13 protein-coding genes and 1 riboswitch are annotated in these 14,388 nt (G+C 73.2%); of the genes, 3 read left to right on the plus strand and 10 right to left on the minus strand.

The window, feature by feature from the left end; all coding sequences use genetic code 11:
- Positions 1 to 26 precede the first annotated feature (26 nt).
- Complete coding sequence (locus Q6349_RS00525; RefSeq protein ID WP_304602432.1) at positions 27 to 1,175, plus strand: bifunctional 2-methylcitrate synthase/citrate synthase; 1,149 nt, start codon at positions 27 to 29, stop codon at positions 1,173 to 1,175.
- 93 nt (positions 1,176 to 1,268) lie between these two features.
- Here Q6349_RS00525 and Q6349_RS00530 read toward each other — a convergent pair whose 3' ends face one another.
- Entirely contained in the window at positions 1,269 to 2,081 is an 813-nt protein-coding gene (locus Q6349_RS00530) for a general stress protein (protein ID WP_304602433.1), read from the minus strand.
- Between the two features lie 135 nt (positions 2,082 to 2,216).
- Here Q6349_RS00530 and Q6349_RS00535 point away from each other — a divergent pair, with 135 nt between their 5' ends.
- Positions 2,217 to 3,368 carry an Mrp/NBP35 family ATP-binding protein gene (locus Q6349_RS00535; protein ID WP_304602434.1) on the plus strand — a complete coding sequence of 384 codons (1,152 nt, stop codon included), beginning with the start codon at positions 2,217 to 2,219 and terminating at the stop codon, positions 3,366 to 3,368.
- A gap of 89 nt (positions 3,369 to 3,457) precedes the next feature.
- Positions 3,458 to 4,687 carry a galactokinase gene (gene galK, locus Q6349_RS00540; protein ID WP_304602435.1) on the plus strand — a complete coding sequence of 410 codons (1,230 nt, stop codon included), beginning with the start codon at positions 3,458 to 3,460 and terminating at the stop codon, positions 4,685 to 4,687.
- 62 nt (positions 4,688 to 4,749) lie between these two features.
- On the opposite strand, the gene Q6349_RS00545 is transcribed toward galK, so the two are convergent.
- The 9 genes from Q6349_RS00545 to Q6349_RS00585 form a co-directional block, all read right to left on the minus strand.
- Positions 4,750 to 5,079 (minus strand): hypothetical protein, encoded by a 330-nt coding sequence (locus Q6349_RS00545; protein ID WP_304602436.1) that lies wholly within the window; start codon positions 5,077 to 5,079, stop codon positions 4,750 to 4,752.
- Entirely contained in the window at positions 5,076 to 6,308 is a 1,233-nt protein-coding gene (locus Q6349_RS00550; RefSeq protein ID WP_304602437.1) for a Na/Pi symporter, read from the minus strand. Before Q6349_RS00550 ends, Q6349_RS00545 begins: the two co-directional genes overlap by 4 nt.
- 136 nt (positions 6,309 to 6,444) lie before the next feature.
- A complete protein-coding gene (locus Q6349_RS00555; RefSeq protein WP_304602438.1) occupies positions 6,445 to 7,278 on the minus strand; it encodes an exodeoxyribonuclease III in 834 nt (277 codons plus the stop codon).
- A 45-nt stretch (positions 7,279 to 7,323) separates the two neighbouring features.
- Positions 7,324 to 7,806: a VOC family protein gene (locus tag Q6349_RS00560; RefSeq protein ID WP_304602439.1), complete on the minus strand. Its 483-nt coding sequence runs from the start codon at positions 7,804 to 7,806 to the stop codon at positions 7,324 to 7,326.
- 137 nt (positions 7,807 to 7,943) lie between these two features.
- The gene (locus Q6349_RS00565) at positions 7,944 to 8,834 is read right to left on the minus strand and encodes a bifunctional methylenetetrahydrofolate dehydrogenase/methenyltetrahydrofolate cyclohydrolase (protein WP_304602440.1); all 891 of its coding nucleotides are present in this window, start codon (positions 8,832 to 8,834) and stop codon (positions 7,944 to 7,946) included.
- Positions 8,831 to 10,114: a serine hydroxymethyltransferase gene (gene glyA, locus Q6349_RS00570; protein ID WP_304602441.1), complete on the minus strand. Its 1,284-nt coding sequence runs from the start codon at positions 10,112 to 10,114 to the stop codon at positions 8,831 to 8,833. The genes Q6349_RS00565 and glyA overlap by 4 nt, the downstream gene beginning before the upstream one ends.
- A gap of 42 nt (positions 10,115 to 10,156) precedes the next feature.
- Positions 10,157 to 10,245: riboswitch (ZMP/ZTP riboswitch) on the minus strand.
- Between the two features lie 163 nt (positions 10,246 to 10,408).
- Entirely contained in the window at positions 10,409 to 11,911 is a 1,503-nt protein-coding gene (locus Q6349_RS00575) for a helix-turn-helix domain-containing protein (protein WP_304602442.1), read from the minus strand.
- A gap of 207 nt (positions 11,912 to 12,118) precedes the next feature.
- Positions 12,119 to 13,630, minus strand: a complete 1,512-nt coding sequence (gene araA / locus Q6349_RS00580; RefSeq protein ID WP_304602443.1) for an L-arabinose isomerase — start codon at positions 13,628 to 13,630, stop codon at positions 12,119 to 12,121.
- Between the two features lie 29 nt (positions 13,631 to 13,659).
- Positions 13,660 to 14,382: an L-ribulose-5-phosphate 4-epimerase gene (locus Q6349_RS00585; protein WP_304602444.1), complete on the minus strand. Its 723-nt coding sequence runs from the start codon at positions 14,380 to 14,382 to the stop codon at positions 13,660 to 13,662.
- Positions 14,383 to 14,388 lie beyond the last annotated feature (6 nt).

Raw genomic sequence — 14,388 nt, forward strand, 5'->3', positions numbered from 1 at the left:
GCCGTCATCCGAGCAAAGGAGCACCGATGACCGAGTCCCGCCCCACCGACGAGCCCGAGATCCACAAGGGGCTGGCGGGCGTCTACGCCGACACCACCGCCGTGTCCAAGGTCGACCCCGCGTCGAACTCGCTGCTGTACCGCGGCTACCCCGTGCAGGACCTGGCCGACACCCAGCCGTTCGAGGCCGTCGCCCACCTGCTGTGGCACGGTGAGCTGCCCACCGACGCCGAGCTCGAGACGCTGCGCAAGACCGAGCGCTCGCACCGCGCCCTCGGGGACGACGTGCGCCGCGCGATCGACCTGCTGCCCACCGACGCTCACCCGATGGACGACGTGCGCACCGCCCTCAGCGTCATCGGCGCCCGGGAGACCGCCGGCACGGACCTGATGTCGCTGGCCGACGCGCAGACGACGGCGGACCACGCCGTCCGGCTGTTCGCCGAGCTGCCCGCGGTCGTGGCCTACACCCAGCGCCGCCGCCACGGCCTGGACCCGGTCGATCCCCGCGAGGACCTCGACCACGCGGCGAACACGTTGTGGATGACCTTCGGCGAGGAGCCGGACGCCACGGTCGTCGACGCGTTCAACCGCTCGATGATCCTGTACGCCGAGCACTCCTTCAACGCCTCGACGTTCACCGCCCGCGTGGTGGCCTCGACGCTGAGCGACGTGCACTCCGCCGTGGTCGCGGCCGTCGGCGCCCTCAAGGGTCCGCTGCACGGCGGGGCCAACGAGGCCGTCATGCACGCGTTCACCGAGATCGGCACCGCCGACCGGGCCGAGTCCTGGCTGGACGAGGCCCTGGCCGCCAAGCGCAAGGTCATGGGGTTCGGGCACCGGGTCTACAAGCACGGCGACTCGCGGGTGCCCACCATGAAGGCCGCTCTGGACGACCTCGTGGCGCACTTCGACCGCCAGGACCTGGGCGACCTGTACGCGGCGCTGGAGTCGGCGTTCGTGGAGCGCAAGGGCATCTACCCGAACCTCGACTACCCGGCGGGCCCCGCCTACCACCTCATGGGGTTCGACACCGAGACGTTCACCCCGCTGTTCGTCGCCGCGCGCATCACCGGCTGGACGGCGCACATCGCCGAGCAGCAGGCGGCCAACTCGCTCATCCGCCCGCTCTCGGCGTACGTCGGCCACGAGCGGCGCGAGGTCCCTCGGTCCTGACCCACCGGCCGGCGGAGCACGGTCCGTCGTGCCGGGGCGTCCGCCCGGCACGACGGACCCGAGGACCCCGCGGGGAGGCGCGAGCCGCCGGCCTCAGCGCTCGGGCGGCGGGGCGTACGGGTCGTCGACGTCCCCACCGGACGCCGGCGGGGGCGTGGGCGTGGACGCCGACGGAGAGGGCGGCTCCTCGCCCCGGGTCGGCACCGCGGGCGGCTGCTCCCCCGCCGCCGGCTGCGGCTGCGCCGGACCCTCGCCGCCGGCCACGGCGGAGGTCGACGAGCCGGCCCCGCCGCCGGACGTGTCCGGCGACCCGCCGGGCCGCATCGCCCCGTAGCGCGGGGCGCCGTCGGGCATGGTCCAGCGCGGGTCCGGCGCCGAGGACGCCGACGGTGTCGTTCCCGCCGGCCGCTCGGGGCGACGCGGCTTGCCGAGCCCGCCCGGGGAGCTCTCCAGCATCGACCGCGCCTCGGCCGCGTGCTCCGTGGCGCACAGCACCGCGTAGGTCGAGGCCACGATCTGCGACTGCGACGTGAAGTCACGGCGTCCGCCGGTGAACGAGTAGGACAGCACCGAGAACATCACGCCGAACCCGGCGCCCAGAGCCAGCGCGACCAGCAGGACGCCGGTCTGCCCGTTCGCGAACAGCATCATGAGCAGACCCACGAAGAACCCGAACCAGGCGCCGGACAGGGCCCCGGCCAGCGCCACCCGGCCGTACGTGAGCCGGCCCGTGACCCGCTCGACCATCCGCAGGTCGGTGCCCACGATGGTGACGTGCTGGACGGGGAACTTCTCGTCCGAGAGGAAGTCGACGGCCTTCTGCGCCTCGAGGTACGAGTCGTACGCGGCGACCTCGTCCCCCTGGGGCGGCGTCGGGACCCGAGGAAGGGGATTCGAACGGCTCATGCTCATTCGCCCAGTATTTCGCACCGGGCGCCCCGAGGCCACATGCCCGCACCGGCCGTGGCTCCTCCCCCCGCACCGCGGTCGCGCCGGCGCCGGGCTGCACGACCCCCGGCCGGCGCCACCTAGGATCGAGGCATGAGCACCACCGATCTCGAGGCCCGCGTCCGCGACGCCCTGTCCGGGGTCATCGACCCCGAGATCCGCCGCCCCCTGACCGAGCTGGACATGATCCGCTCGATCCAGGTCGAGGCGCCGCAGGACGCCTCCGACGGCGCCCACGTCACCGTGGGGGTGGACCTCACGATCGCCGGGTGCCCGATGAAGAACACGCTGGTCTCCGACGTGACGGCGGCGACCGCGGCCGTCGAGGGTGTCGGCCGCGTCGACGTCGACCTGGGCGTCATGACCCCGGAGCAGCGCCAGTCGCTGCGCTCCCGGCTGCGGGGCGGCAGCGGGGACCCGAGCATCCCGTTCGCCCAGCCGGACAGCCTGACGAAGGTCTACGCCGTGGCCTCCGGCAAGGGGGGCGTCGGCAAGTCGAGCGTCACGGCCAACCTCGCCGCGGCCATGGCCGCCGACGGCCTGACCGTCGGCGTCGTCGACGCCGACATCTACGGTTTCTCGATCCCCCGCATGCTCGGTGTCGACCGCCAGCCCACCCGGGTCGACTCGATGCTGCTCCCCCCGATCGCCCACGGCGTCAAGGTGGTCTCCATCGGGATGTTCGTCCCCGAGGGCCAGCCGGTCGTGTGGCGGGGTCCGATGCTGCACCGGGCCCTCGAGCAGTTCCTCGCCGACGTGTTCTGGGGAGATCTGGACGTGCTGCTCCTCGACCTCCCGCCCGGGACCGGGGACATCGCCATCTCCGTCGCCCAGCTGCTGCCCGGCAGCGAGATCCTCGTGGTCACCACCCCGCAGACGGCGGCCGCGGAGGTGGCCGAGCGTGCCGGGTCCGTGGCCACGCAGACCTCGCAGGGCGTGATCGGCGTCGTGGAGAACATGTCCTGGCTGGAGCAGCCCGACGGCTCGCGTCTGGAGGTGTTCGGCGCCGGTGGTGGCCAGACCGTGGCGCGGCGCCTCAGCGACGCCACCGGGACGGACGTCCCGCTGCTGGGTCAGGTTCCGCTCGACCTGGCGGTGCGCGAGGGCGGGGACGGCGGGACGCCGGTCGTGCTGACCGCCCCGGAGTCCCCCGGCGCCCAGGTGCTCCGGGACGTCGCCCGGCGGCTGGCGGGGCGGGAGCGGGGCCTGGCGGGCCGCCGGCTCGGCGTCACCCCCGTGGGCTGAGCCCGCCGGTCCGCCGGGCCGTCCGACGCGCGGACCGCTCTCCGGACACCCCGTCGAGCGGCCACCGCCGGTCCCTCATACTGAGGGCCATGACGTCTCCCGAGTGGCTCGAGTCCTGGTCCGCCGACGACGGCGCCGCACGTGTCCGCACCCTGTTCGCCGAGGTCTTCGACGGCGACGGGACGCCCGACGGCGTCTGGTCCGCACCCGGGCGCGTGAACCTCATCGGTGAGCACACCGACTACAACGCCGGTCTCGCGCTGCCCGTGGCGCTCCCCCACCGCACGTACGTGGCGCTGCGCAGCCGGACCGACGACCTGGTCCGGCTCTCCTCCGCCCAGGCGCCCGGCCGGACCTGGGAGACCCGGCTGACAGACGTCGCCCCCGGGCAGACGTCGGGATGGGGCGCCTACGTCGCGGGCGTCGCCTGGGCGCTGCGCGACGCCGGCCACGAGGTCACGGGCTTCGACGCCGTCGTCGACTCGTGCGTGCCCTTCGGGGCGGGGCTGTCGTCGTCGGCGGCCCTCGAGTGCGCCGTCGCCGTGGCGCTCGACGCCGTGCACGGTCTGGGCCGGGCCGCCGACGACGCCGGCCGTGCCGAGCTCGCGGCCGCCTGCGTGCGCGCCGAGAACGAGATCGCCGGGGCGCCGACGGGCGGCATGGACCAGGCGGCCTCGCTGCGGTGCTCGGCGGGGCACGCCCTCCTGCTCGACTGCCGACCGGGCCTCTCGGCCCTCGACTCGGCCACCGCCGTGCCGTTCGACCCGGCCGGCGCCGGGCTCGCCCTCCTGGTGGTCGACACCCGTGCCGAGCACGCCCTCGTCGACGGCCAGTACGCCGAGCGTCGCGCCTCCTGCGAACGCGCCGCCGAGATGCTCCGTGTGGCGTCCCTGCGCGAGGTCTCGCCGGACGCCCTGGAGGACGCGCTGCGGCGGCTCGGTGGTGCCGAGGACGCCGAGGTGCTCCGTCGGCGCGTGCGCCACGTGGTCACCGAGATCGCTCGGACCGAGGAGTTCGCGGCGCGGGTGCGCGCCGGCCGCGTGGACGAGGTCGGGCCGCTCATGACCGCGTCGCACGTGTCGCTGCGCGACGACTACGAGGTGTCGGCCCGCGAGCTGGACCTCGTGGTCGACGCCGCGCTGGCCGCGGGTGCGCTCGGGGCCCGGATGACCGGTGGCGGGTTCGGCGGGTCGGCCATCGCCCTGGTGCCCGTCGGGCAGGTCGACACCGTGGTGACCGCCGTCCACGAGGCCTTCGCCGACGCAGGCCTGCCGGCCCCGGGGTTCCTCCTCGCCCCGCCGTCGGCGCCCGCTGCATGACACAGGGCCCGGACCCCGGCGGAACGCGGGGTCCGGGCCCTGAGGAGCCGCAGGGTCGGGGATCAGGCCGGCGAGCCGGTCCCCAGGTCGTCGGCGGGCGTGGACGGCTCCGCCCCGGCGTCCTCCCGGTCGCCGCGGAGCTGCTGCAGCGCCTCCTCGAAGAACTCCCCGACCTCGCGCCACTGCACGGTGGCGTTCGCGAGGTGCTCCTCCAGCCGGTCGATCTCGGCGTGCTGCGCCTCCTGCTGACGCCGCTCGGCCAGCTCGCGGCGGACCTCGGCGAGCCGTGCCTCCGCCTCCTCGACGACGCGCGCGAGCTCCTGCTCGAGCGCAGCGATGTCCTGGCTGCGCTCCGTCGATGACCGGTCGCGCCGGTCGTGGGACGCCGTCACAGCAGCACGGTCAGCCCGATGAGCGCCATCGGCACGCCGACGAACACGCCGAGGACCCAGGCCGCCGCCCAGAGCTTGTTGGCCGCCGCCACGTTGCCGAGCCAGACGGCTCCGCGCAGCGGCACCTGCCGCAGCAGCGGCATGCCGAAGATCACCAGGGCGGCGAAGACGTTGAACATCACGTGCACGAACGCCGCCTGCAGGGCGACCTCGCCCTCCGCCCCCGTGAAGGCGAAGGCCGCGATCAGTGCCGTGACCGTGGTGCCGATGTTGGCACCCACCGTGAAGGGGTAGACCTGCTTGAGGGAGAACGTGCCGGACCCGGCCAGCGGGATCATGAGGCTGGTCGTGGTCGAGGAGGACTGGACCATCATGGTCACGGCCGCACCGCTGGCGACGCCGCTGATCGGCCCACGGCCGACGGACGAGTGCAGCATCTGGGCCGCCTTGCCCACCATGAGCACCTTGAGCAGGCGACCGAGCCAGTTGATGACGCCGAGGATCAGGCCGATGCCCAGCACGATCATGAGCACGCCGTGCCACGGGTCGGGCAGGAACGAGGTCCCGGCCTCGAGGAGGTTCGCCAGCGGCTCGGTGACCGTGTCCACCACGGTGCCGATCGCGGCGAAGAGGGTGGCGACGATGCCGCCGTCGGCTCCCGAGCTCGCGCCGGCCAGCCAGCCGGAGACCCGCTCCAGCAGGCCGAAGGCCAGCTCCAGCGGAAGGAAGATCGCGACGGCGAGGAGGTTGAAGAAGTCGTGGACCGTCGCGGCGGAGAACGCCCGACGGAAGCTCTCCCGGTCGCGGACCATCCCGAGGCTCACCAGGGTGTTGGTCAGCGTGGTCCCGATGTTCGCCCCCATCAGCATGGGGATCGCGATCTGGATCGGCAGACCGCCGGCCACCAGACCGACCGTGACCGACGTCGTGGTCGAGCTCGACTGCGTGGCGGCGGTGAACAGCACGCCGACCATCAGCGCGACGAAGGGGTTGGACGCGAACGCGAACAGCGACTCGGCCGTGTCACCCGTCGCCGCCTTGAACCCGGAGCCGATGAGCTCCACGGCGGTGATCAGCACGTAGACACCGGCGACGACCCCGAGCCAGTTGACGGTCCGCAGCGGCCGGCCGGTCAGGCCGAACCGCTCGAAGGGGCTACGCAGCCGCTTGGGCTCGACCTGCGACGTGTTCGCGGTGGTCACGGACGCCTGCGGGACGACGTCGGTCATGAAGTGGCTCCCATCGGGGTCGAGACGGCGCCAGGTCAGGCCGTCTCAGGGCACGGTGATACCGAGCCAACCAGTGCTGGATGACGACATCTCAGCCTGAAGGTGAACAGCAGATGAACACGCGCCGCGGCGTGCATCACACGTTCATCTTGCCGCGGTGATCTGGGAGGTCGTAGGTCGCGACGACCGGCGCGTGATCGCTCCAGCGGGCGTCGTAGGAGGCGGCGCGGTCCACCTCGACCTTCAGGGCGCGGTCCGCCAGCACCGGGTTCGCGAGCTGGTAGTCGATCCGCCAGCCGCGGTCGTTGTCGAACGCCTGGCCCCGCCAGGTCCACCACGTGTACGGCCCCGGGCCGTCGCCACCGAGCGCGCGGCCGAGGTCGCGCCAGCCGGCCTCGAACCACCGGTCCAGGTAGGCCCGCTCGGCGGGCAGGAACCCGGAGCTCTTGAGGTTACCCTTCCAGTTGGCGATGTCGACCTCCCGGTGGGCGATGTTGACGTCACCGGCCACGAGCACCGGGTGCTCCTCCGCGACGAGCGCGTCCAGGCGCCGCGACACCTGGTCCAGGTGGTCGTACTTGGCCGCCAATGTGTGCTCCTGCCCCGGCTTCGCCGACCCCGAGTGCAGGTAGGCCGAGACGACCGTGAGCCGGTCACCGCCGGGCAGCTCCAGATCCGCCTCGAGCCACCGACCGGAGTCGACGTCCGGCTCGTCCTCGCCGGACCCGACGCCGTCACGGACCGCGGCGAGCGGGAGGCGGGAGACCACGGCGACACCGGCCCGCCCCTTGATCCGGCTGGGCAGGTGAGCGACATGGTGGTCGGCGAAGTGGGCACGGACGAGCTCGTCGGGGGCGCGCACCTCCTGCAGCAGCAGGACGTCCGGCTCCCGGCGGGCGATCCAGTCGTCGATGCCGCGGCGGACGGCGGCACGGATCCCGTTGACGTTGGCGGTGGCGACGGTCAGCACGCGGGCCATCCCACCACACGCCGCCGACGGCGTCAGCGACGCACCTCACGCACCGCGGTGGGCGGCCTCCAGCGTCGCCACGTCGATCTTGCCCATCTGCAGCATCGCCTGCATCGCGCGCTGGTTCGCCGGCGTGGTGTAGTCGCCGCACAGCTCCTCGAGCTGCCGGGGGATCACCTGCCAGCTCACCCCGAACCGGTCGGTGCACCAGCCGCAGGGACCCGGCTTGCCGCCGTCGGCCGTCAGCAGGTCCCAGTAGTGGTCGACCTCCTCCTGCCCGTCGCACCGCAGGTAGAAGCTGAACGCCTCGTCGAGGCGCAGCGCAGGCCCGGCGTTCAGGCCGACGACCTCGACGCCGCAGACGGTGAACTCCACGACGAAGGGCGCGCCGGCCGTCGCGCCGGGGATGCCCTCCGCGGCGGTGAGCACTCGTTGCACGCTCGAGTCGGGCAGGTGGTCGGCGTAGAACGCGGCGGCCTCGTGGGCCCGGTCGTTCCCGAACCAGAGGTGCGGTCGCACGGTCACCATGGCGGTCCTCCTCGCGTGACGGCCCCGCCGGTCGGGGCCCTGCAGGAGGGACGTCGCACCGCGTCACGACTCATCGGTGCCGCACCGGGGCGACGGTGGCGCCGGCCCCTTCCGGTCGGCGCCACCCTGCCGCGCGGTCAGGCCGCGGGGCCCGCCTGCCGCTCGGCGGTGTCGACGACGTTGGCGAGCAGCATCGCGCGCGTCATCGGCCCCACGCCGCCGGGGTTCGGCGAGTACCAGGCCGCCTGCTCGCGCGCCTCGGGGGCGATGTCGCCCACCACGCGGGACCTCCCCGTCTCCGGGTCGGTGCGGCGCGAGACGCCGACGTCGATCAGCACGGCGCCGGGCTTGACCATGTCGCCCGTGACGATGCCCTCCACACCGGCCGCCGCGACGACGACGTCGGCCCGTCGCACCAGCTCCGGCAGGTCGCGCGTCCCGGTGTGGGTGAGCGTGACGGTGGCGTTGACGGCCTTGCGCGTGAGCAGCAGGCCGATCGGGCGCCCCACGGTGACGCCGCGGCCGAGCACGACGACCTCCTTGCCGGCCCAGTCGACGCCGTGCCGCTCGACCAGCTCGACGATGCCGCGCGGGGTGCACGGCAGCGGGGAGGTGATCTCCCCGCCCACCCGGAGCACGAGGCGCCCCAGGTTGGTGGGGTGCAGGCCGTCCGCGTCCTTGGCGGGGTCGACGAGCTCGAGGATGCGGTTGGTGTCGATGCCGGCGGGCAGCGGGAGCTGCACGATGAACCCGGTGCAGGCCGGGTCCTCGTTCAGCCGGGTGACGGCGGCCTCGATCTCGGCCTGGGTCGCGTCGGCGGGCAGGTCCTCGCGCAGGGACTCGATCCCGACCTCGGCGCAGTCGCGGTGCTTGCCGGCGACGTACCACTGCGAGCCGGGGTCGTCCCCGACGAGCAGCGTCCCGAGCCCGGGCACGACGCCCCGTGCGCGCAGGGCGTCCACCCGTCCGCGCAGCTCGTCCTTGATGGCGGCGGCGGTGGCCTTCCCGTCGAGCTTCTCCGCCGTCACTGGTGCAGACCCGGGTACAGCGGGAAGTCGGCGGTGAGCTTCGCGACCCGCGCGCGCAGGGCCTCGGCGTCGGCGGCGGTGCCGTCGCGCAGCGCCGCGGCGATGATGTCGGCGACCTCGGTGAACTCCTCGTCGCCGAACCCGCGGGTCGCGAGCGCCGGCGTGCCGATCCGCAGGCCGGAGGTCACGCGCGGCGGACGCGGGTCGAACGGGACGGCGTTGCGGTTGACGGTGATGCCGACGGAGTGCAGCAGGTCCTCGGCCTGCTGACCGTCCATCGCCGAGTTCCGCAGGTCGACGAGCACGAGGTGGACGTCCGTGCCACCGGTCAGCACGGAGACGCCGGTCCCGGCGACGTCCGCCTGGTTCAGTCGGTCGGCGATGATCCGCGCCCCGCGCCGGGTGCGCTCCTGGCGCTCGACGAACGCCTCGGTGCCGGCGATCTTGAACGCCACCGCCTTGCCGGCGATGACGTGCATGAGGGGGCCGCCCTGCTGGCCGGGGAAGACCGCGGAGTTGAGCTTCTTGGCGTGCTCGTCCGAGGACAGGATGAACCCGGAGCGGGGTCCGCCGATGGTCTTGTGCACGGTGGAGGAGACCACGTCGGCGTGCGGCACCGGGGACGGGTGCAGACCCGCCGCCACCAGGCCGGCGAAGTGCGCCATGTCCACCCACAGCTTGGCACCGACCTCGTCGGCGATCTCCCGGAAGGCTGCGAAGTCGAGCTCGCGCGGGTAGGCGGACCAGCCGGCGATGATGACGTCCGGCCGGTGCTCGATCGCGCGCTTGCGCACCTCGTCCATCTCGATCCGGTACGACTCGGGGTCGACGCCGTAGCCGGCCACCTCGTAGAGCTTGCCGGAGAAGTTGATCTTCATGCCGTGGGTGAGGTGACCGCCGTGGGCCAGCTCCAGGCCCATGATCTTGTCGCCGGGCTTGATGAGCGCGTGCAGGACCGCGGCGTTGGCCTGGGCGCCCGAGTGCGGCTGGACGTTGGCGTACTCGGCACCGAACAGCGCCTTCGCCCGCTCGATCGCCAGGTTCTCGGCGATGTCGACCTGCTCGCACCCGCCGTAGTAGCGGCGGCCGGGGTAGCCCTCGGCGTACTTGTTCGTCAGGACCGAGCCCTGTGCCTGCAGCACGGCGCGCGGGACGAAGTTCTCCGACGCGATCATCTCGAGGGTGTCGCGCTGCCGGGCGAGCTCACCGTCGAGGACGGCGGCGATCTCCGGGTCGACCTCGGCGAGAGGGGCGTCGAACGTGGGGTCGGGAGTGCTCATGGGGGCGTTCTCCTGCTGTGTCGGCGGTCCACGGATGTCGTCCGACCGGGCCCAGGCGACCGACCCGTCGTCAGCACAGCGTTGTCGCTTCCCGGTGGTGATCCACCTGCACGCCAGTCACGACCAGACGATCGTAGCAGCGTCGGTGCGGTCGGGATCGGACGACGAGAGCACGACGACCCGCGGACCGTCGAACACGACACACGGACGCCTCCGTCGGGGAACCGGGTGCCGGTTCCGGACGGAGGCGCCCGTGGGTCGTTCTGCGGTCCCGGGCACGCCCGGGACCCGGGGTCAGACGGTGGCCAGCTCGAGGTCGTCCGCGGACCGCGAGCGCTCGGCCTTCTGGTCCTCGTAGCGGCGCACGACACGGGAGACCGTGGATCGCGATGCGGAGACCTCGTCGGCGATCTCCCGCTGGGTCAGTCCCTGACGGGCGAGCTCGACGATGCGACGGTCACGGCCCGAGGCCGGCAGGTCGGACGCGTCGGTGCGCGACTCCTGCTCCGCGGCGCGGTCCGACGCCGGGTCACCGGCGGCCGGGGCCGGCGTCTCCTCCGCCGTGTCGGTGTCCACCTGCGGGGAGTCCGCGCCCTCGCTCACGGCGGACCAGGCCGGCCCGTCGGCCTGTGCGGCGCGCTCGGCACGCGCGCGGTCGACCAGGTCGAACATCTCGACCCGGCGTGTGTGCCCGGTCTCCGGCAGCGGTTCCCGGGGCTGCGGCGCCTCGGACGGCGTCGTCTCGGACGGCGTGGTCTCGTCGGTGTGCCGGACCGGCTCGGACTCGGATGCCGGCTCGGCCGTCCCGTGCGTCTCGGCGGCCGCGGCGTCCTCCACCGGTGCCGACCGCTCGTCGTCGACGTCCTGCCGGTCGGAGGACACGGTCGGGGCGGGCGCGGGCGTCTCCTCGACGGTCAGCGCCGCACGAAAGGTGTCGGCGAAGGTCTCGGCCTGCTCGTCCTGCACCTCGGCCGTCGCCGGCTCCCGGGTGGCCGCGGGGGCGAGGACCTCACGCCGCGCGGGCGGCAGGGTGACGGCGGTCGCCTCGCGTGCCGACCCCGGGGTCCTGCCCCGCTTCACCGAGCTGGCGCCGATCGTGTCGAGGCGGTTGCCGTGCCGTTCGGCGGCCTCGAGCCGCTCGACCCAGACCTGCATCCGACGCTCGAAGTCCTCGACCGTCAGGAGCTTCAGCGCACGGTCCCGTGCGGCGCGCTGGCGCTCGTGCAGGGCCCGGACCCGTCGCATGCTGTTGCGGGTGCCGGTGCTGTCGAGGCGAGCGTCCCGCCACAGCTCCAGGGCGGTGACGTACTGGTGCACGCGGTGCTCGCGGCGGCGTTCGTCGAGCGTGTGGCCCGTGACGAGGTGCCGCTCGCCGACGAGCGCGAGGTGCCACATCAGGGCGGCGACCAGCGGCGGCACGAACCGGAAGACCACCATGTAGGGCGTCGACTCGTTCGGGACGGCGATCTCGTGCAGCGCCGCGAACACGCCGGAGGTGCCGGACAGGACCCACGTCAGGGTCAGGAGCACCCCGTACGGACGCCCCTCGAGGGCCGCGTTGCGCGCCATGAGCGCGACGGCCACCAGGCTGACCTCGAGGAACCCGGCGAGCGCGTAGGCCTCGACCGGCGCCATGTTCGCGACCTCGAGCCCGAACAGGACCATGCCGCTGTAGGCCAGCGCCGTGGCGATGAACGCGGCGATGACGACGGCCACCATCGGCAGGTGCCGACCGCGGTACCGGGGCCTCGGTGCGGCGCCGCTCGAGGTGGTCGCCGAGACGTCCTGCTGAGTCACGTATTCCTCCGAAAAATGGTGATGACGCCATATATCAACAGGTGCACGTTCGAGAAGTCAACGCTTCACAGGGCATCGGAGGCCGATCGTGACCAGGCCGGAACACTCGAGGCGCCACCGGGAGCACGCGCACGAGCGTCCCGGTCCCGGCGGGTCAGCGGGTGACCGCAGGGACAGGGACGCTCGACGCCTCACGGGTGGGGCGGGTCAGAGCCCCTGGGCGAGCTTGTAGTAGACCTGGTTCCAGCGCACCTGGTCGGCGAACCCGCGGCGCGTCGTGTCCTCGTCGATGACCAGCAGCTCGGTCCCGCTGATCTGCGCGAACATCTCGAACGCCTCGATGCCGACGGCCGTGGACATCACCGTGTGGTGCGCGCCGCCGGCGGTCAGCCAGGCCTCGGCCGACGTGGGGAAGTCCGGCCGCGGCCTCCACACGGCCCGGGCCACCGGCAGGTTCGGCAGCTCCTGCGCGGGCGGCACGACGTCGACGACGTTCGCGGTGAGGCGGAACCTGTCGCGCATGTCGGCCAGCGACACGACGACCGCGCCCTCGGTGGCGTCGGTGTCGAACACCATGCGCACCGGGTCCTCCTTGCCGCCGATGCCGAGCGGGTGGATCTCGACCCGGGGCCTCGACGTCGTCAGGGACGGGCAGATCTCGAGCATGTGCGCCCCGAGGATCAGCTCCGACCCGGGCGTGAGGTCGTAGGTGTAGTCCTCCATGAGGGAGGCGCCGCCGGGCAGACCTTCGCCCATCACCTTGGCGGCGCGCACGAGCACGGCCGTCTTCCAGTCGCCCTCGGCGCCGAAGCCGTAGCCCTTGCTCATGAGGCGCTGCACCGCGAGGCCCGGGAGCTGGCGCAGCGCGCCGAGGTCCTCGAAGTTCGTGGTGAACGCCTTGGCGCCGCGCTCGACCAGGAAGGCCTCCATCGCGAGCTCCTGGCGGGCCGCGTACCGCAGCGACTCGTGGCGCTCTCCCCCGGCGCGCAGCTCGGGAGCGACGTCGTAGCGCTCCTCGTACTCGGCGACCAGCGTGTCGACCTCGGTCGCGGCGACCGCCTCGACGCCCCCGACGAGGTCGTTCACGCCCCAGGTGCTCACGCTGACGCCGAACTGCAGCTCGGCCTCGGTCTTGTCACCCTCGGTGACACCGACGTTGCGCATGTTGTCGCCGAAGCGGACCAGCTTCAGCTCCTGGGTGGCCAGGCGGCCGGCCGCGGCGCGGACCCAGGTGCCGACGCGCCGCTGCACCGCGGGGTCGGACACGTGGCCCACCACGGTGGTGCGGGCGACGCCGAGGCGGGTCAGCATGTAGCCGTACTCCCGGTCGCCGTGCGCGGCCTGGTTGAGGTTCATGAAGTCCATGTCGATCTCCGACCACGGGAGCTCGACGTTCGCCTGCGTGTGCAGGTGCAGCAACGGCTTGCGCAGGGCGTCCAGGCCGGCGATCCACATCTTGGCCGGGCTGAACGTGTGCATCCAGGTCACGACACCGAGGACGTCGTCGTCGCTGTTCGCCTCGAGCATCGCGCGACGGATGGCGGCGGAGTCCTTCAGGACCGGCTTCCACACCACCTTCGCGGGCACGTCGCCGGATGCGTCGAGCGCGGCGGCGACCTCCTGGGACTGCCGGGCGACCTGCTCCAGCGTCTCGGGACCGTACAGGTCCTGGCTGCCGGTGAGAAACCAGACCTCGCGGTCACCGTAGGGCTTGCTCATCATCTGTCCTTTCGAGTCCGACGGCGCCGTCAGCGCTGGCCGTAGACGTTCTGGTAGCGGTCGTAGAGGGCGTCGACGTGCTGCTGCGCGATCGGCACGGGCTCGCCGACCTGCCGGGCGACGTGCACCGCCCGGGCGACCTCCTCGCACAGCACCGCCGCCTTGACCGCCGCCCGGGCGTCCCCGCCGATGGTGAAGGGGCCGTGGTTCGCCATCAGCACCGCCGGGGAGCGGGACCCGCGCAGGGTCTCGACGATGCCGCGGCCGATGGAGTCGTCCCCGATGACCGCGAACGGTCCGACGGGGATCGGCCCGCCGAACTCGTCGGCCATCATCGTCAGCACGCAGGGGATCTCCTCACCCCGCGCGGCCCACGCCGTGGCGTAGGTCGAGTGGGTGTGCACCACGCCACCGACCTCGGGCATGTGCGCGTAGACGTAGGCGTGCGCCGCGGTGTCGGACGAGGGCGAACGGTCCCCCTCGACGAGACGGCCCTGCAGGTCGCACACGACCATGGCCTCGGGGGTGATGTCGTCGTAGGAGACCCCGGACGGCTTGATGACGAGGAGGTCGCTCGCGCCGTCAGGCCCTCCCTGATCGTCCCGGACCCGCTCGGAGACGTTGCCGGCGGTCCACACCACGAGCTCCCAGCGGGGCAGCTCGGCGTGCAGGGCGGCGACCTTCTGCTTGGCGGCGTCGACGGCGGCGCGCAGGTGCGCCGGCACCTCGGTCGGGCGGGCGGCGTTCGGCATGGGGTC

Source organism: Isoptericola sp. 178 (assembly GCF_030586525.1).
GTDB classification, from domain to species: domain Bacteria; phylum Actinomycetota; class Actinomycetes; order Actinomycetales; family Cellulomonadaceae; genus Isoptericola; species Isoptericola sediminis.

Coding starts and splice junctions, on each gene's coding strand:
- Q6349_RS00525 (WP_304602432.1), top strand. CDS start 27: ATGACCGAGTCCCGCCCCACCGACGAGCCCGAGATCCACAAGGGGCTG.
- Q6349_RS00530 (WP_304602433.1), bottom strand. CDS start 2,081: ATGAGCCGTTCGAATCCCCTTCCTCGGGTCCCGACGCCGCCCCAGGGG.
- Q6349_RS00535 (WP_304602434.1), top strand. CDS start 2,217: ATGAGCACCACCGATCTCGAGGCCCGCGTCCGCGACGCCCTGTCCGGG.
- galK (WP_304602435.1), top strand. CDS start 3,458: ATGACGTCTCCCGAGTGGCTCGAGTCCTGGTCCGCCGACGACGGCGCC.
- Q6349_RS00550 (WP_304602437.1), bottom strand. CDS start 6,308: ATGACCGACGTCGTCCCGCAGGCGTCCGTGACCACCGCGAACACGTCG.
- Q6349_RS00560 (WP_304602439.1), bottom strand. CDS start 7,806: ATGGTGACCGTGCGACCGCACCTCTGGTTCGGGAACGACCGGGCCCAC.
- glyA (WP_304602441.1), bottom strand. CDS start 10,114: ATGAGCACTCCCGACCCCACGTTCGACGCCCCTCTCGCCGAGGTCGAC.
- araA (WP_304602443.1), bottom strand. CDS start 13,630: ATGAGCAAGCCCTACGGTGACCGCGAGGTCTGGTTTCTCACCGGCAGC.
- Q6349_RS00585 (WP_304602444.1), bottom strand. CDS start 14,382: ATGCCGAACGCCGCCCGCCCGACCGAGGTGCCGGCGCACCTGCGCGCC.